14 protein-coding genes are annotated in these 14691 nt (G+C 67.2%); 9 read left to right on the forward strand and 5 right to left on the reverse strand.

Going from position 1 to position 14691, the window contains the following annotated elements; genetic code table 11:
* Nucleotides 1–66: 66 nt before the first annotated feature.
* On the reverse strand, nt 67–972 hold the full coding sequence (locus MFM001_RS21935; RefSeq protein ID WP_116377375.1) for an alpha/beta hydrolase-fold protein: 906 nt from the start codon (nt 970–972) through the stop codon (nt 67–69).
* A 72-nt stretch (nt 973–1044) separates the two neighbouring features.
* On the opposite strand from MFM001_RS21935, the gene MFM001_RS21940 reads away from it, so the two are divergent.
* Complete coding sequence (locus tag MFM001_RS21940) at nt 1045–1665, forward strand: TetR/AcrR family transcriptional regulator (protein WP_116377376.1); 621 nt, start codon at nt 1045–1047, stop codon at nt 1663–1665.
* A gap of 28 nt (nt 1666–1693) precedes the next feature.
* Nucleotides 1694–3118 (forward strand): APC family permease, encoded by a 1425-nt coding sequence (locus MFM001_RS21945; RefSeq protein WP_116377377.1) that lies wholly within the window; start codon nt 1694–1696, stop codon nt 3116–3118.
* Here the strand turns inward: MFM001_RS21945 and MFM001_RS21950 are convergent.
* The gene (locus tag MFM001_RS21950) at nt 3081–3977 is read right to left on the reverse strand and encodes a DUF429 domain-containing protein (protein WP_304481790.1); all 897 of its coding nucleotides are present in this window, start codon (nt 3975–3977) and stop codon (nt 3081–3083) included. The genes MFM001_RS21945 and MFM001_RS21950 overlap by 38 nt on opposite strands.
* 22 nt (nt 3978–3999) lie before the next feature.
* Between MFM001_RS21950 and purB the strand changes: the two genes are divergently transcribed.
* Genes purB through MFM001_RS21965 form a run of 3 tightly spaced genes read left to right on the forward strand, consistent with a single transcriptional unit; the run spans nt 4000 to nt 7723 of the window.
* Nucleotides 4000–5412 (forward strand): adenylosuccinate lyase, encoded by a 1413-nt coding sequence (gene purB / locus MFM001_RS21955; protein ID WP_116377378.1) that lies wholly within the window; start codon nt 4000–4002, stop codon nt 5410–5412.
* A gap of 5 nt (nt 5413–5417) precedes the next feature.
* Nucleotides 5418–6638: a cytochrome P450 gene (locus MFM001_RS21960; protein ID WP_116377379.1), complete on the forward strand. Its 1221-nt coding sequence runs from the start codon at nt 5418–5420 to the stop codon at nt 6636–6638.
* Nucleotides 6635–7723, forward strand: coding sequence for a tellurite resistance/C4-dicarboxylate transporter family protein (locus tag MFM001_RS21965; RefSeq protein WP_255422466.1), 1089 nt, complete (start codon nt 6635–6637; stop codon nt 7721–7723). The genes MFM001_RS21960 and MFM001_RS21965 overlap by 4 nt, the downstream gene beginning before the upstream one ends.
* Here the strand turns inward: MFM001_RS21965 and MFM001_RS21970 are convergent.
* Nucleotides 7623–8237: a hypothetical protein gene (locus MFM001_RS21970; RefSeq protein WP_116377381.1), complete on the reverse strand. Its 615-nt coding sequence runs from the start codon at nt 8235–8237 to the stop codon at nt 7623–7625. The two genes, MFM001_RS21965 and MFM001_RS21970, sit on opposite strands and share 101 nt — an antisense overlap.
* A 99-nt stretch (nt 8238–8336) precedes the next feature.
* Between MFM001_RS21970 and MFM001_RS21975 the strand changes: the two genes are divergently transcribed.
* On the forward strand, nt 8337–9230 hold the full coding sequence (locus MFM001_RS21975) for a phosphoribosylaminoimidazolesuccinocarboxamide synthase (RefSeq protein WP_116377382.1): 894 nt from the start codon (nt 8337–8339) through the stop codon (nt 9228–9230).
* Nucleotides 9227–11365, forward strand: coding sequence for a S9 family peptidase (locus MFM001_RS21980; RefSeq protein ID WP_116377383.1), 2139 nt, complete (start codon nt 9227–9229; stop codon nt 11363–11365). Before MFM001_RS21975 ends, MFM001_RS21980 begins: the two co-directional genes overlap by 4 nt.
* Here MFM001_RS21980 and MFM001_RS21985 read toward each other — a convergent pair.
* Together MFM001_RS21985 and MFM001_RS21990 are read right to left on the reverse strand one after the other, a co-directional pair.
* On the reverse strand, nt 11294–11740 hold the full coding sequence (locus MFM001_RS21985) for a DoxX family protein (protein ID WP_116377384.1): 447 nt from the start codon (nt 11738–11740) through the stop codon (nt 11294–11296). The two genes, MFM001_RS21980 and MFM001_RS21985, sit on opposite strands and share 72 nt — an antisense overlap.
* A gap of 34 nt (nt 11741–11774) precedes the next feature.
* Complete coding sequence (locus MFM001_RS21990; protein ID WP_371685601.1) at nt 11775–13349, reverse strand: DHA2 family efflux MFS transporter permease subunit; 1575 nt, start codon at nt 13347–13349, stop codon at nt 11775–11777.
* A 61-nt stretch (nt 13350–13410) separates the two neighbouring features.
* Here MFM001_RS21990 and MFM001_RS21995 point away from each other — a divergent pair, with 61 nt between their 5' ends.
* Both MFM001_RS21995 and MFM001_RS22000 read left to right on the forward strand, forming a co-directional pair.
* The gene (locus tag MFM001_RS21995; protein ID WP_116377386.1) at nt 13411–13899 is read left to right on the forward strand and encodes a glutathione peroxidase; all 489 of its coding nucleotides are present in this window, start codon (nt 13411–13413) and stop codon (nt 13897–13899) included.
* A 76-nt stretch (nt 13900–13975) separates the two neighbouring features.
* Complete coding sequence (locus MFM001_RS22000) at nt 13976–14680, forward strand: DUF2334 domain-containing protein (RefSeq protein WP_116377387.1); 705 nt, start codon at nt 13976–13978, stop codon at nt 14678–14680.
* Nucleotides 14681–14691 lie beyond the last annotated feature (11 nt).

Genomic DNA, 14691 nt, shown 5'->3' on the forward strand with positions numbered 1-14691 from the left:
GAGAGACGCAGAATCGCACGCGGAACGCCCGCGCAATGCGATTCTGTGTCTGCTCGGCCATGTTGACTACGCCGTGAGCAGCGGCGCCATCCACGTCAGTTCGGCCGGCAGCTGCGAGCTCCAGAACGACGCGTCATGCCCGCCCGGCGAAAACCCGCCCGCCGGCGGATTGGGCAGCTGCGCGACGAACTGCTTGGTCGCGCTGTAGAACGGATCGCTGTCGCCGCAGTCGACCCGAATCGGGATGGACGCCAGCGCAGGCATTCCGAACACCGAGTTGGCCGACCAGTCGTCGGGGCCGTCGAACGCGCCGGGCGCCGCCGCGCCGGGTGAGGTCCACAGCGCCGGACTCACCGCGCAGATCGCTGCGGTGCGGGCCGCTCCGAGCCGCCCGCCGAGCAGCAATGCGCCGTAGCCGCCCATCGACCAGCCCAGAAACGCCACCCGCGAGGTATCCAGGCCCTGGCCCCCGAGCATCGGGATGAGTTCGTTCAGCACCATCGCGCCCGAGTCCTCGCCGGAAGCCCTTTTGTGCCAATAACTTCCGCCGCCGTCGACCGCGACCACCGCGAACGGCGGCAGCCCAGCGTTGACGGCCTGGGCCAGCCCCTGCTCGACACCGCCGGCCATCACGGTGGACGCGTCAGAGCCCTTGCCGTGCAGGGCGATTACCGGGCGCAGCGCCTTGGTCTGCCCGGGCGGGCGGGCGATCGCCCAGTTGGTCGTCACCCCACCGCGCGCCGCCGACACAAACGACCCGGTCGACATCGTCGGCGCCGCAGCGGGAGCCGGTTCCAGCGGTGGCGGCGGAACGAGCGGGATGCCGGTGCCGGTCATCGTCACCGGCGTCGCCGCCGAAGGCCGGACGGGAAGCAGCGAGTCCAGTGCGTAGGCGCCGAGCGCCCCCGCCGCCGCGCCGGCGCCAAGGCGCAGCACGGTACGACGACTCAGCTCGGGCATGCGGCTCATCATAAAGGGGTGGCCCTGTGGGCGTTTGTCCGAAAGGGCAATGCGGCCCCTGCCCGACTGGCAGCATGACTATGCGTGACAGCAGCCGTCACTCCCAAGGGAGAACGTCGCCGGTACGCGCTGGTCAGCGCGGCCGCTGAGCTGTTGTGCGAAGGCGGGTTCGAGGCGGTGCGACACCGGGCGGTCGCGCGCCGGGCGGGCCTGCCGTTGGCGTCGACCACCTATTACTTCTCCTGTCTGGACGACCTGATCGCCAGCGCGGTATCGCATGTCGGGATGCTGGAAGTGGCACAGCTGCGGGCCCGGGTCGCGGGTTTGTCCCGGCGCCGCCGCGGCCCGGAGACAACCGCCGACGTGCTTGTCGACCTGCTCGTCGGCGACGAACCCGGTCCCCGCCTGACCGAGCAGCTGATCTCGCGCTACGAGCGCTATATCGCCTGCGCCCGGCTGCCCGCGTTACGCGACATCCAGCGCCGGAATCTGCGCCAGCGCGTCGACGCCGTCGCGGAGGCGATCGAGCGGTCGGGACGCTCGGTGCGCCTGGAGTTGGTGTCGGCGCTGATCTGCGCCGTCGACGGCGCGGTAGTGTCGGCGCTGGTGGACGACCAACAGAATGCGCGGGATGTCGCACGCGCCACGGTGATCGACATCATCGACGTGCTCGCGCCGTTCGACCAGCGGCCCGTGCAGATTTGAGCCCACGCCGGTCTCGTTGGCGGGCAACATGAACGGGCCTGACACCGACGAGCAGCAGCCCCGGCTGCGCCGGGTGCTGGGCCCGGGGCTGCTGCTGTTGTTCATCCTCGGCGACATCTTGGGCACCGGGGTGTACGCGCTGATCGGCGACGTGGCCGCCGAAGTCGGGGGTGCGGCGTGGGTCGCGTTTCTGCTGGCGTTCCTGATCGCCGCCGTGACCGCGTTGAGCTACCTGGAATTGGTGACCAAATACCCGCAAGCGGCCGGGGCGGCGCTATATGCCCAAAAGGCGTTCGGCAACCAGTTTGTGACGTTCCTGGTGGCGTTCGTCGTGATGTGCGCGGCCATCACGTCGGCGTCGACGGCATCGCGGTTCTTCGCGGCCAACTTCGTCGTCGCATTCCGCTTCGGCTGGGGCACGGTGGGGGTCACCGCGATCGCGCTGCTGTTCATGGCGGTGCTGGCCGCGGTGAACCTGCGCGGCGTGGGCGAAAGCGTCAAGCTCAACGTCGTACTGTCCGCCATCGAGATCACCGGGTTGTGCATGGTGATCTTCGCCGGGTTGTGGGCCTTCTTCGGCAGTCGGCACGTCGACTACTCGAGGGTGATGGCGTTCGAAACCGGCGGCGGCAAGAGCGTTTTCGTGGCGTTGACCACCGCGACATCGCTGGCGTTCTTCGCGATGACCGGTTTCGAGGATTCGGTCAACATGGCTGAGGAGACCAAGAACCCCGTCCGGGTTTTCCCAAGGGTCCTGCTCACCGGGCTGAGTATCGCCGCGCTGGTCTACATCGTCGTGGCGATCGTGTCGGTGGCGTTGGTGCCCATCGGCGAGCTGAAGACCAGCGACACGCCGCTGATCGACGTCGTCAGGCTCGGCGCGCCGGGCTTGCCGATCAAGGACGTCCTGCCGTTCGTCTCGATGGTTGCGGTGTCCAACACGGCGCTGATCAGCATGCTGATGGCCAGCCGGCTGATCTACGGGATGTCTCGTCAGCGAGTGTTGCCGCCCGTGCTGGGCGCGGTCAGCCGGAGGCGGCGCGCGCCGTGGGTGGCGATCCTGTTCACCACGGCGATCGCGTTCGCGGTGATCCTCTATGTCACCGCGGTCGCCAACACCGACGCGATTGAAGTGCTCGGCGGGACGACGTCGCTGCTGTTGCTGGCGGTTTTCACGATGGTCAACGTCGCCGTGCTGGTGCTGCGCCGCGACGCCCGGACCGGTCGCCGGCACTTCAGGACGCCGACGCCCTTGCCGGTGATCGGCTGTGTGGCGTCGCTGTATCTGGTGACGCCGCTCTCGGGGCGGCCGGGGCAGCAGTATCTGCTGGCCGCGATCCTGGTGGTGAGCGGAGTGGTGCTGTCGCTGCTGACTGTCGTGCTCAAGCGCCGCCTCGGCGATCGTGACGGCGGCATCACCGACGCCGCGCGCCTGGCCGACGCTCCCGACTGAGCGCCAACTGGCGCAGCGTCTCTAGCTCGAGCTGGGCGTCTTCGAGCAGTGCGGCGATCCGCGCGAGGCGCTCCTCGACTTCATCATCGTCACGCGCGGGCTCGGCCGCGGCGGCGAGATCGGGCGGAAGCGACGGGGTGACGATGTATCCCGTCGCGACGTCGCCGTAGATCGTCGTGTCATCCGGGCGCTGATACCAGTACTGCGCGATGTAGGCGCACATCACCGCGTCGACGGGATCCTCGGCCCCGTCCAACTGCACCGGGCGGGTGGCCGCCGCCACCCGGTTGCGCAACTCGACCCAGGCCACGTTGTGGTTCACCCGCAGCCGCGGCGAAGCCTCGTCGAGTTGCTCGATCAGCGTCATCAAGCGCAGCAACTCGCCTCGTCGGGCATCGACGGAGCCGCGCTTGTACTTCAGCGTGCGGTCCAGGCTGAACAACACCACAGTCGCCGGATGCGGATACACCTCGATGGCGCGTCGCGGCGCCGCCGACCGCGGGTTCATGTCGAGGCTCAGCGCGTCGGCCAGTCTGGCCGCCCGCGGCAAACGCGCGAACTCGGGCCTGCCGGTGAAGGCCGGGCGGGCACCCGCTTCGAACTTGTGGAAGTCGTGGTTGAGCGCCTTCTCGCAGGGTCGATACCCCGCCGGGTTTTTGACGATCAGCGGCGCATCGAACGCCACCAGGCATTCGTCCTGGACGTATGCGGACAGCGCGTTCTCGATGCTCGCGTCGTCCTGTGCGGTGCCGACGTGCAGCAGCCGGCCGTCGCCGTCGACAACAGCGATGCCGCTCTGGTTGATTTCTCCCCAGGCAAGGTCGACGCCGACGAAGTGCATCTGCTCAGCTTGCCGCATCGCGACCGTAAGCTGTGACGTTGTGAGCATCCCGAATGTGCTGGCCGGCCGCTACGCCAGTGCGGAGATGGTGGGCATCTGGTCGCCGGAGGCCAAGGTGGTCGCCGAACGGCGGCTGTGGCTGGCGGTACTGCGGGCACAGGCGGAACTCGGCGTCGACGTCCCCTCTTCTGTTCTTTCCGACTACGAGCAGGTGCTCGACGACGTCGACCTGGCCTCCATCGCGGATCGCGAACGCGCTCTGCGCCACGACGTCAAGGCGCGCATCGAGGAATTCAACGCGCTGGCCGGCCACGAGCACGTGCACAAGGGTATGACCAGCCGCGACCTGACCGAGAACGTCGAGCAGCTGCAGATCCGCCGCTCGCTGGAGCTGGTGTTCTCCCACGGCGTGGCGGTGGCCGCCCGGCTGGCCGAGCGGGCCGTGACCTACCGGGATCTGGTGATGGCCGGGCGCAGCCACAACGTCGCCGCGCAGGCCACCACGCTGGGCAAGCGATTCGCCTCGGCCGCGCAGGAGACGCTGATCGCGTTGACCCGGCTGCGCGAGCTGATCGACCGCTACCCGCTGCGCGGCATCAAAGGCCCGATGGGCACCGCGCAGGACATGCTCGACCTGCTGGGTGACCGGACGAAGCTGGCCGAACTCGAGCGGCGGGTCGCTGAATTCTTGGGATTCTCAACGGTTTTGACCAGTGTCGGGCAGGTGTATCCCCGGTCACTGGACCACGACGTCGTCTCGGCGCTGGTGCAGTTCGGCGCGGGCCCGTCGTCGCTGGCGCACACCATCCGGCTGATGGCCGGCCACGACCTGGTCACCGAAGGGTTTGCGCCCGGCCAGGTCGGCTCGTCGGCGATGCCGCATAAGATGAACACTCGCAGCTGCGAGCGGATCAACGGCCTGCAGGTCGTTTTGCGCGGCTACGCCTCGATGGCCGCCGAGCTGGCCGGCGCGCAATGGAACGAGGGCGACGTGTTCTGCTCGGTGGTGCGACGAGTCGCGTTGCCGGACAGCTTCTTTGCCGTCGACGGCCAGACCGAGACGCTGCTGACCGTGCTCGACGAGTTCGGCGCCTACCCGGCGGTGATCCAGCGCGAGCTGGACCGTTACTTGCCGTTCCTGGCGACGACCAAGGTGTTGATGGCCGCGGTGCGCGCCGGAATGGGTCGTGAAGCCGCCCACGAAGTGATCCGGGAGCACGCCGTCGCGGCCGCGCTGGCGATGCGCGAAGGCGCCGACCCCGATCTGCTGGACCGGCTGGCGGCCGACCCGCGGCTGCCGCTGGACCGCACCGCGCTGGACGCGGCGCTCGCCGACAAGCAGGCATTCATCGGTGCCGCAGGCGATCAGGTCGATGCGGTGGCCGCGGCAGTCGACGCGCTGGTCGCCCGCTATCCGGATGCGGCCAAGTACACCCCGGGTGCCATCCTGTAATCGCCATGACCGTCTGCGACTTCGATCTGACCGATCTGGACAACTTCGCCGACGGATTCCCGCACGACCTGTTCGCCGTCCATCGCCGCGACGCGCCGGTGTTCTGGCACGAGCCCACCGAGCACACCCCCGACGGCGAAGGGTTCTGGTCGGTGGCCACCTACGTGGAAACCCTTGCGGTGCTTCGCGATCCGACGACGTACTCCTCGGTCACCGGCGGCCAGCGGCCATACGGCGGCACACTACTGCAGGACCTGGAGATCGCCGGCCAGGTGCTCAACATGATGGACGACCCGAGGCATTCGCAAATCCGTCGGCTGGTCAGCTCAGGGCTGACGCCGCGGATGATCCGTCTGGTCGAGGACGATCTCCGGGCCAGGGCGCGCCGGCTGCTTGATGCGGTGGTGCCCGGTGAACCGGTCGACTTTCTGGTCGACATCGCCACCGAACTGCCCATGCAGATGATTTGCATCTTGCTGGGAGTGCCGGAGTCCGAACGACATTGGCTGTTCGAGGCCATCGAGCCGCAGTTCGACTTCGGCGGCTCCCGCAAGGCATCCCTGTCGCAACTCTCGGTCGAGGAGGCCGGGTCGCGGATGTATGCCTATGGCCAGGAGTTGATCGCGGCCAAGCGGGCCGAGCCGACGGACGACATGCTGTCGGTGGTGGCCAACGCGACGTTGGAAGACGCGCCGGCTTTGTCGGATCTCGAGCTGTACCTGTTCTTTTCCCTGTTGTTCAGCGCCGGCGCGGAGACGACACGCAACGCGGTCGGTGGTGGGCTGCTGGCGTTGGCACAGCATCCGGATCAATGGCAGGCGCTGCGTTCCGATTTCGACCTACTGCCCACGGCCGTCGAGGAGATGGTGCGGTGGACGTCGCCGTCGCCGTCCAAGCGACGCACCGCCACCCGCGACGTCACCCTCGGCGGACAGTCGATCAAGGCGGGGCAAAAAGTGCAGATCTGGGAGGGCTCGGCCAACCGCGACGAGAGCGTGTTCGATCGCGCCGGCCAGTTCGACATTACTCGAAAACCCAATCCGCACTTGGGTTTCGGGCAGGGCGTGCATTACTGTCTGGGCGCCAACCTGGCGCGGCTGGAACTGCGGGTGCTGTTCGAGGAACTGCTTTCCCGGTTTGGCGCAGTGCGGGTTGTGCAGCCCGTCGAATGGACTCGCAGCAACCGGCACACCGGCATCCGGCACCTGGTCGTGGAATTCGTGTGACGACCCGGTTGCCAGCTGCCACGCTGACGCCGGACGTGTTCTCGGCGGTGATGGCGACCGGGATCTTGTCGATTGCCGCACGCAACCACCACTACGGGCGGATCAGCGGAACGTTGGGCATTCTCGCGTCGGTTGGCCTGCTGGTTCTCGTCGCACTCGTGGTCTTCGGCGTCGCAGCCAAACGCCGCCTAGTGAGTTGGGACCTAAGCGATCCCGACGTCACGCTGCGCCTCTTCACGTTCGTGGCGGCGTGTGCGGTGCTGGACAGCCGGCTGGCGTCGGATCCGGTGGTGGCCTGGGTGCTCGGCGTGACCGGGCTGTCCGCCTGGCTCGTCCTGATGGCACTGACCGCACGCAATATGTCGAGGCGACGGTGGACGGCGTTGCGGGATCAGGCCCACGGGGCATGGGAGCTGGCCAGCGTTGGCACGTCCGGTCTGGCGATCGTCAGCAGCCAGGACGCGCGGTATACCGGTCACCACTGGTGGCTCGCGGTCGCGGTGCCTATCTGGATCGTCGCGATCCTGCTCTACGGGCTGATGACCTGGCTGATCCTGTGGCGGGCCGTCGCCGAGCGGCAGGACCGCGACGGATTCGAGCCCGACACCTGGATTCTGATGGGCGCGTTGGCCATCGCCACGCTGGCCGGCGACGACATCCACCAACTGTCGCCCGGCTGGCTGGCCGGAACCGTGCGCACCGTGACGATAGTGACCTGGGTGGCGGCCACGCTGTGGATACCGCCGCTGATCTACTTCGGCCTGCATCGGATCACCCGGCGTCCCGACGTGCTGCAGCTGACCGGGGCGTGGTGGACGCTGGTGTTCCCGCTCGGCATGTACTCGGTGGCCACCCACGCCATGGCGTACGAGCTCGGTGTGCGGTCCATGCGGACCATCTCGCTGGTGTTCTTCTGGAACGCGTTGGCCGCGTGGGTGATTGTGGCCGTCGGCGGATTGCTGCGGGCCCGGCATCGCGTCCGGGCTAGCGAATCCGGATGCCCGCCGAGCGCAGCTCGAGGGCGGCCAGGCCGCGGATGGCGGCAGGATCCTCGCGGCGCCAGGCGCCGACGGGATCGGTGCTGACGGCCGAGAGCCTGCGCAGCGGCCGGTTCGCCAACGCCCGCAACGCCAGGAGCTGTTCGCCGGCCGGGGTGGCCGCCAGCGCCGTCACGGTCCATTTGCGCCGGAAGAAGCGGATCCGCAGCACCAGCCACGGCATCACCACCGCGAGAATCGGCGGCGCCGCGACCGCCCCGGCCAGCACCACCGCCAGCCAGGTGGCCGTGGTGTCCAGGTTGTGCCCGGCGCCGGCGATGTCGAGAGCGGCCTTGCTGGCCGCGGTCAGCGGCTTGCTGACCGCATCGCCGACCAGCGGGATGCGATCGGCGCTGTGGCCTGCCGATGCCAGGTTGCCGGCCACGCCGTGTGCGCCGCCTTCGACCTGCCGGCCGACGTCGGCGATCGTCGACACCGCGCTGTGCACAGCCAGGCCGACCAGCACCCAGCCGAACGTCCATGCCGCGATGACGGCGTCGCTGAACAGTTGGGCCAGCAGTCGGCCCGGAGTGGTGGCGTAGGGCAAGAACCGCGACTTCATGGTCCCGATCCCAGCACACTGGCGGCCCGGCCGGGTCTGATGATGGCGACCCACTGCGCCCGGCTCCGCCGCGCTCGTGATCGCCATTAAGCTGACCCGATGCGTCCCGCCCTGTCCGACTACGAGCACCTGGCCAGCGGCAAGGTCCGCGAGTTGTACCGCGTCGACGACGAGCACCTGCTGTTCGTCGCGACCGACCGGATTTCGGCGTTCGACTATGTCCTCGACAGCACGATTCCGGACAAGGGCCGCATCCTGACCGCAATGAGCGTGTTCTTCTTCGACTTCGTCGAAGCGCCCAACCACTTGGCCGGTCCGCCGGACGACCCGCGTATCCCCGACGAGGTCCTGGGCCGCGCTCTGGTGGTGCGACAGCTCGAGATGCTTCCGGTGGAGTGCGTGGCCCGGGGCTACCTGACCGGCTCCGGGCTGTTGGACTACGAGCGGACCGGCAAACTGTGCGGCATCCCCTTGCCGCCGGGCTTGGTCGAGGCCAGCCGGTTCCCCACTCCGCTGTTCACCCCGGCGACGAAAGCCGAACTGGGACAACATGACGAGAACATTCCGTTCGCGCGGGTGATCGAGATGGTGGGCGCGGTGCGGGCCAACCAGCTGCGCGACCGTACGCTGCAGACCTATGTGCAGGCCGCCGACCACGCGCTGAGGAAGGGAATCATCATCGCGGACACCAAATTCGAGTTCGGTCTCGACAGCCACGGCAACCTGGTGCTGGCCGACGAGGTCTTCACCCCCGACTCGTCGCGGTACTGGCCGGCCGACGGCTACCGGGCCGGCGTAGTGCAGACCAGCTTCGACAAGCAGTTCGTCCGTAACTGGCTCACCGGCCCCGAGTCCGGCTGGGACCGCTCCGGATCGGAACCGCCGCCGCCGCTGCCGGACGACATCATCGACGCCACCCGGGCCCGCTACGTCGAGGCCTACGAACGGATTTCCGGACTGCGGTTCGACGACTGGATCGGACCCGGGGCGTGACGCCCAGGCCGCCCGTCGCCAAACGGGTGGAGACCAAGCGCGAATTCCACGGCGACGTGTTCGTCGATCCCTACGAATGGCTGCGGGACAAGTCCGACCCTGAGGTAATCGCCTACCTCGAGGCCGAGAACGACTACGCCGAGCAGGGCACTGCGCAACTGGAGCCGTTGCGGCAGCGCATTTTCGACGAGATCAAGTCGCGTACCAAGGAAACCGACCTGTCGGTGCCCACCCGGCGAGGTGAATGGTGGTACTACGCGCGAAGTTTCGAAGGAAAGCAGTACGGCGTCCAATGCCGTTGCCCGGTAGCAGATCCGGACGACTGGACCCCGCCCATCTTCGACGAGCACACCGAGATCCCCGGCGAGCAGGTTTTACTCGACGAAAACGTCGAAGCCCAGGGCCACGACTTCTTCTCACTGGGCGCGGCCAGTGTCAGTCCGGACGGCAACGTCCTGGCCTATTCGGTCGACGTCGTCGGCGACGAGCGATACACGTTGCGGTTCAAGGACTTACGGACCGGTGAGCGCTATTCCGACGAGATCGTCGGCATCGGCGCGGGAGCAACCTGGGCGACCGACAACCACACCGTGTACTACGTGACGCTGGACGCGGCCTGGCGGCCCGATACGGTGTGGCGGCATCGGCTGGGTTCGGGTCTGCCCGCCGAAAAGGTCTACCACGAGCCTGACGAACGGTTCTGGCTGGCGGTCGGCCGCACTCGCAGCGACGCGTATGTGCTGATCGCGTCCGGCTCGGCCATCACCTCCGAGGTGCGCTACGCCGACGCCGCCGATCCGCAGGCCGAGTTCAGGGTGGTGTGGCCCCGCCGCGACGGCGTCGAGTACTCGGTGGAGCATGCGATTGTCGGCGGCCAGGACCGGTTTTTGATTCTGCACAACGACAATGCGGTGAACTTCACGCTTGTCGAGACGCCGGTGGACAACCCGGCGGAGCAGCGAACGCTGATCGAGCACCGCGACGACGTCCGGCTCGACGCCGTCGATGCCTTCCAGCGTCATCTGGTGGTCAGCTACCGACGCGAGGCGCTGCCGCGGATTCAGTTGTGGCCAATCGCGGACGATTACGGTGAGCCCGAAGAGATTTCATTCCAGTCCGAGCTGATGTCGAGCGGGCTGGGCGCCAACCCGACCTGGGGTTCACCCAAATTGCGGATCGGCGCCGGGTCGTTCGTCACCCCGGTGCAGATCTACGACATGGACCTGGTCAGCGGCGAACGCACCTTGCTACGAGAAGAGCCGGTGCTCGGCGACTACCGGCGCGAGGACTACGTCGAGCGGCGCGACTGGGCGTACGCCGAGGATGGCACCCGGATCCCGGTGTCGATCGTCTACCGCGACGGCATCGAATTCCCGGCACCGACAGCGCTTTACGGCTACGGCGCCTACGAGATCTGTGAAGACCCGCGGTTCTCCATCGCCCGGTTGTCGCTGCTGGACCGCGGCATGGCGTTCGCCATCGCGCACGTCCGCGGCGGCGGCGAGATGGGCCGGCTGTGGTACGAGCAGGGCAAGCTGCTGAACAAGAAGAACACCTTCACCGACTTCGTTGCGGTGGCACGGCATTTGGTGGACTCCGGGCTGACCCGACCGGAGAAGCTGGTGGCGCTGGGCGGCAGCGCGGGCGGGCTGCTGATGGGCGCCGTCGCCAACCTGGCGCCGGAACTGTTCGCCGGCATCTGGGCACAGGTGCCCTTCGTCGACCCGCTGACCACCATCTTGGACCCGTCGCTGCCGTTGACCGTCACCGAATGGGACGAGTGGGGAAACCCCTTGCAGGACAAGGATGTCTACTACTACATGAAGTCCTACTCGCCCTACGAGAACGTCGCCCCCAAGGACTATCCACCGATCTTTGCGATGACGTCGCTGAACGACACCAGGGTCTACTATGTCGAGCCGGCGAAATGGGTTGCGGCACTGCGGCACATCAAACCCGACGGGAACCAGGTGCTGTTGAAGACCCAGATGAGCGCCGGCCACGGCGGTATCAGCGGTCGCTACGAGCGCTGGAAAGAGATCGCCTACCAGTACGCGTGGCTGCTAGCGGCTGCTGACAATGACCACTATGGCAGCGGCCAGGTAGACGATCTCCTCAGCGGTGCGCAAGGGTAGCCGCGTCGTCATCGACTTCGGCGGATCGGGCATCCGGGCGGCGTTCACGTTGGCCGGGAACATCAACAGCATCAGCAGCAGCAGGCAGATGGCGGCCGCCGGCCGGGTCGCCGGCAGCAATAGGCCGGCGGCGCCGAGGAACTCCAGCACACCGGTGACAGTGACCAGAAGTTCGGGCGACGGCAGCCGTGCCGGCACGATCGCGATCAGGTCGCGGCGCAACGGCGGCACAAAATGCGCCACGCCGGTCAGGATGAACATCGCCGCCAGCCCGACGGCGATCGCTTTGGGCCAGTTGCCGACGTAGTCGACACCGAGCCAGCCGATGATGCGGGCGGCGATGCTGCCCACCAGCAAAGTGATCAGCGGAGCCATAGCCCGACCCTCCTATCTGGTCACCGACAAGATATCAGTGCGCCAGCGTTGGCAGCTGCTCTGCGGCAACGGGTTTCCTGGGCAGAAACGCCGCGGGAATATATGTCAGCACCAACAGAACGCACGCCGCCACGAACACCGCGGTGTAGGCGTGTGACAAGTCGTGCAGCACATTGCTCATGAAATCTGGTGCAAGGGCACGACGAGGTATCGCCGCGGGATTGGGTGTCACACCGTTGCGCGCTGCTTCCTGTTTGAGAATCGTGAATTTGTCGGCGGCGGAAATGTCTTTGCTGCGGTTGAACTGGTTTGTCAGGATCACCGACATCAGCGCGATGCTGATCGAGTTCGCCACTTGGAGATTGACGTGGATCAGCGCCGAACCGCGCGCCACCTGATGCGGCGCCAGCGACTGCACCGACGCCGCGATCAGCGGCATCGCAATGCAACCCAGGCCCATGCCCATCAACACCAGACCGACCAGCAGGAGCGGCAGGTAGTCGACCTGAGTCGAAACACCATAGGCGAACGTGGCCATGCCGGCACCGATCAGCGTGATGCCCACCAGAACAATCTTGTCGGGGCCGCGCCTGTCCAGTAGCCACCCGGCAATCGGCATGGTCAGCAGCGCGCCGACCCGCTCAGGCATCATGTGCACCCCGGACTGCAGCGGCGTCTGGTGCAGCAACTGCTGGAAGCAGCTCGGGATGAGCAGCACAGCGCCGAAAAATGCTGCGGAGAAAAGCAGCATCGCCGAGTTGGCAGCGGTGACCTCCCGGTTTTTGAACAGCCGCAGATCGATCAGCGGGTGATTCGTCCGGTACAACGCGTGGAAGACGAACCCGCTGACCAGCACGAGGCCCACGGCCGCCGGTATCCACACGTGCCTGTCGGTGACTGTCCCGCGGCCGGGGATGGACGACACTCCGTACAGCAGAGCCCCGAGGCCGGGCGACAGCAGCAGCATCCCGACGACGTCGAACGGCTCCGACGACGTCGCTCGATCCGGCGGGAAGACGACCGCCGCCAAGACGAACGCCGCCACGCCGATCGGCAGGTTGATGCCGAAGATCCACTCCCAGCCGTAGGCGTCGATCAGCCAGCCGCCCAGAACGGGTCCGGCGATCGGTCCGAGCAGCATCGGGATGCCCAGCACTGCCATCAGACGACCGATGCGCTTCGGACCCGCTTCTCGCGTCAAGATCGTGACGGCCAGTGGCATCAGCATGCCGCCGCCGACGCCCTGCACCACTCGAAATGCGATGAGCAGGCTGATGTTTGGCGCCGTCGCGCACAGCACCGAGCCCGCTGTGAACGCCACCACCGATGCCATGAACAACCGCTTGGTGCCGAACCGGTCGGCAGCCCAGCCGGCCAGCGGGATCACGGTGGCCAACGCAAGCGTGTAGCCGGTCATCGTCCAGGCGACGACCGCCTGGGTGGAGTCGAATTCGGCGACAAAGGTGCGCTGAGCGACGGCGACGACCGTGGAGTCCATGATCGCCATCAACACGGCCAGGGCGCAGACGCCGGCTATCCGGAGCAGGCGCGCATCGAGCTTGTCCGAGTAGCCCGGCTCCACGGTGGCGGCAGTTGGCGGCACGGCCACCAGCGTACGACTAGCTAGGTGATCAAGCTACTTTGCGGCCGCTTCCCGTAGGCTGCCGGGTATGTCCCTCACCGATGTTCCCCTGACCACTCTCGACGGCCGCCCGACCTCGCTGGCCGATTACGCTGACCGCGCCGTGCTGCTGGTCAACGTGGCGTCGAAATGTGGTCTGACGCCCCAATACAACGCGCTGCAGCAGCTGGCGCAGGACTACGCCGAGCGTGGGCTGACCGTGATCGGGGTTCCGTGCAACCAGTTCATGGGCCAGGAACCGGGCAGCGCCGAGGAAATCCAGACCTTTTGCTCCACCACCTACGGTGTGACATTTCCGTTGCTGGCGAAAACCGAGGTCAACGGGCCGGGCCGGCATCCGCTCTACACCGAACTGACTAAAACGCCCGACGCCGGCGGTGAGGCCGGGGACGTGCAGTGGAACTTCGAGAAGTTCCTGATCGCGCCAGGCGGCGCGGTGGTGAACCGGTTCCGGCCGCGAACGGAGCCCGACGCACCGGAAGTGATCTCCGCCATCGAAGCCGTGTTGCCGAGTTAGCTGGCACACACCGATCGTCGCCCGTTGGCTGCGCAGATTTCACCGTCTGTAAACCTCGCACCGGCACACTAGTGGTGTGTCTGGAAAGCTGATCGTCTCGGTTTCCGGGATCGGCGAGCGAACATTGGGCGACGTCGAAGCGTTCTGCGCGGAGATGGACGCCCGAGAGGTGCCGGTCTCGTTGCTGGTAGCCCCGCGCCTCAAGGGCGGCTACCGGCTCGACCGTGATCCGCACACGGTGGAGTGGTTGACCGCCCGGCGTGCCGGCGGTGACGCGATCGTGTTGCACGGCTACGACGAGGCGGCCACCAAGAAGCGCCGCGGGGAGTTCGCGACGCTGCCGGCCCACGAGGCCAACCTGCGGCTGATGGCGGCTGACCGGGTGCTCGAACACCTCGGCCTGCGCACCCGGCTGTTCGCCGCACCCAGGTGGACGGTGTCGCCTGGAGCGGTGACTGTACTGCCCCGCAACGGTTTTCGTCTGCTGGCCGATCTGCACGGGATCACCGACCTGGTTCGGCACACCACCGTGCGGGCCCGCGTACTCGGGATCGGGGAGGGATTCCTCGCCGAGCCGTGGTGGTGTCGGATGCTGGTGCTGTCGGCCGAGCGCATCGCGCGCCGCGACGGCATTGTGCGGGTGGCGGTCGGCGCCCGTCAGCTGCGCAAGCCGGGTCCGCTGCAGGCGATGCTAGATGCCGTCGACCTCGCGTTGCTGCACGGCTGCGAGCCAACGGTGTATCAGTGGCAGGCCGATCGGGCACTACCCGACGTAGCCTGACGGTTACTGTT

This window comes from Mycobacterium sp. MFM001 (assembly GCF_003402475.1).
Lineage (GTDB): Bacteria > Actinomycetota > Actinomycetes > Mycobacteriales > Mycobacteriaceae > Mycobacterium.

Excerpts from the sequence above, each read along its gene's own strand:
- MFM001_RS21995 (WP_116377386.1), top strand. The coding sequence starts at position 13,411 with ATGTCCCTCACCGATGTTCCCCTGACCACTCTCGACGGCCGCCCGACC.
- MFM001_RS21970 (WP_116377381.1), bottom strand. The coding sequence starts at position 8,237 with ATGAAGTCGCGGTTCTTGCCCTACGCCACCACTCCGGGCCGACTGCTG.
- MFM001_RS21950 (WP_304481790.1), bottom strand. The coding sequence starts at position 3,977 with ATGCGGCAAGCTGAGCAGATGCACTTCGTCGGCGTCGACCTTGCCTGG.
- MFM001_RS21975 (WP_116377382.1), top strand. The coding sequence starts at position 8,337 with ATGCGTCCCGCCCTGTCCGACTACGAGCACCTGGCCAGCGGCAAGGTC.
- MFM001_RS21945 (WP_116377377.1), top strand. The coding sequence starts at position 1,694 with ATGAACGGGCCTGACACCGACGAGCAGCAGCCCCGGCTGCGCCGGGTG.
- MFM001_RS21960 (WP_116377379.1), top strand. The coding sequence starts at position 5,418 with ATGACCGTCTGCGACTTCGATCTGACCGATCTGGACAACTTCGCCGAC.
- MFM001_RS21935 (WP_116377375.1), bottom strand. The coding sequence starts at position 972 with ATGATGAGCCGCATGCCCGAGCTGAGTCGTCGTACCGTGCTGCGCCTT.
- MFM001_RS21985 (WP_116377384.1), bottom strand. The coding sequence starts at position 11,740 with ATGGCTCCGCTGATCACTTTGCTGGTGGGCAGCATCGCCGCCCGCATC.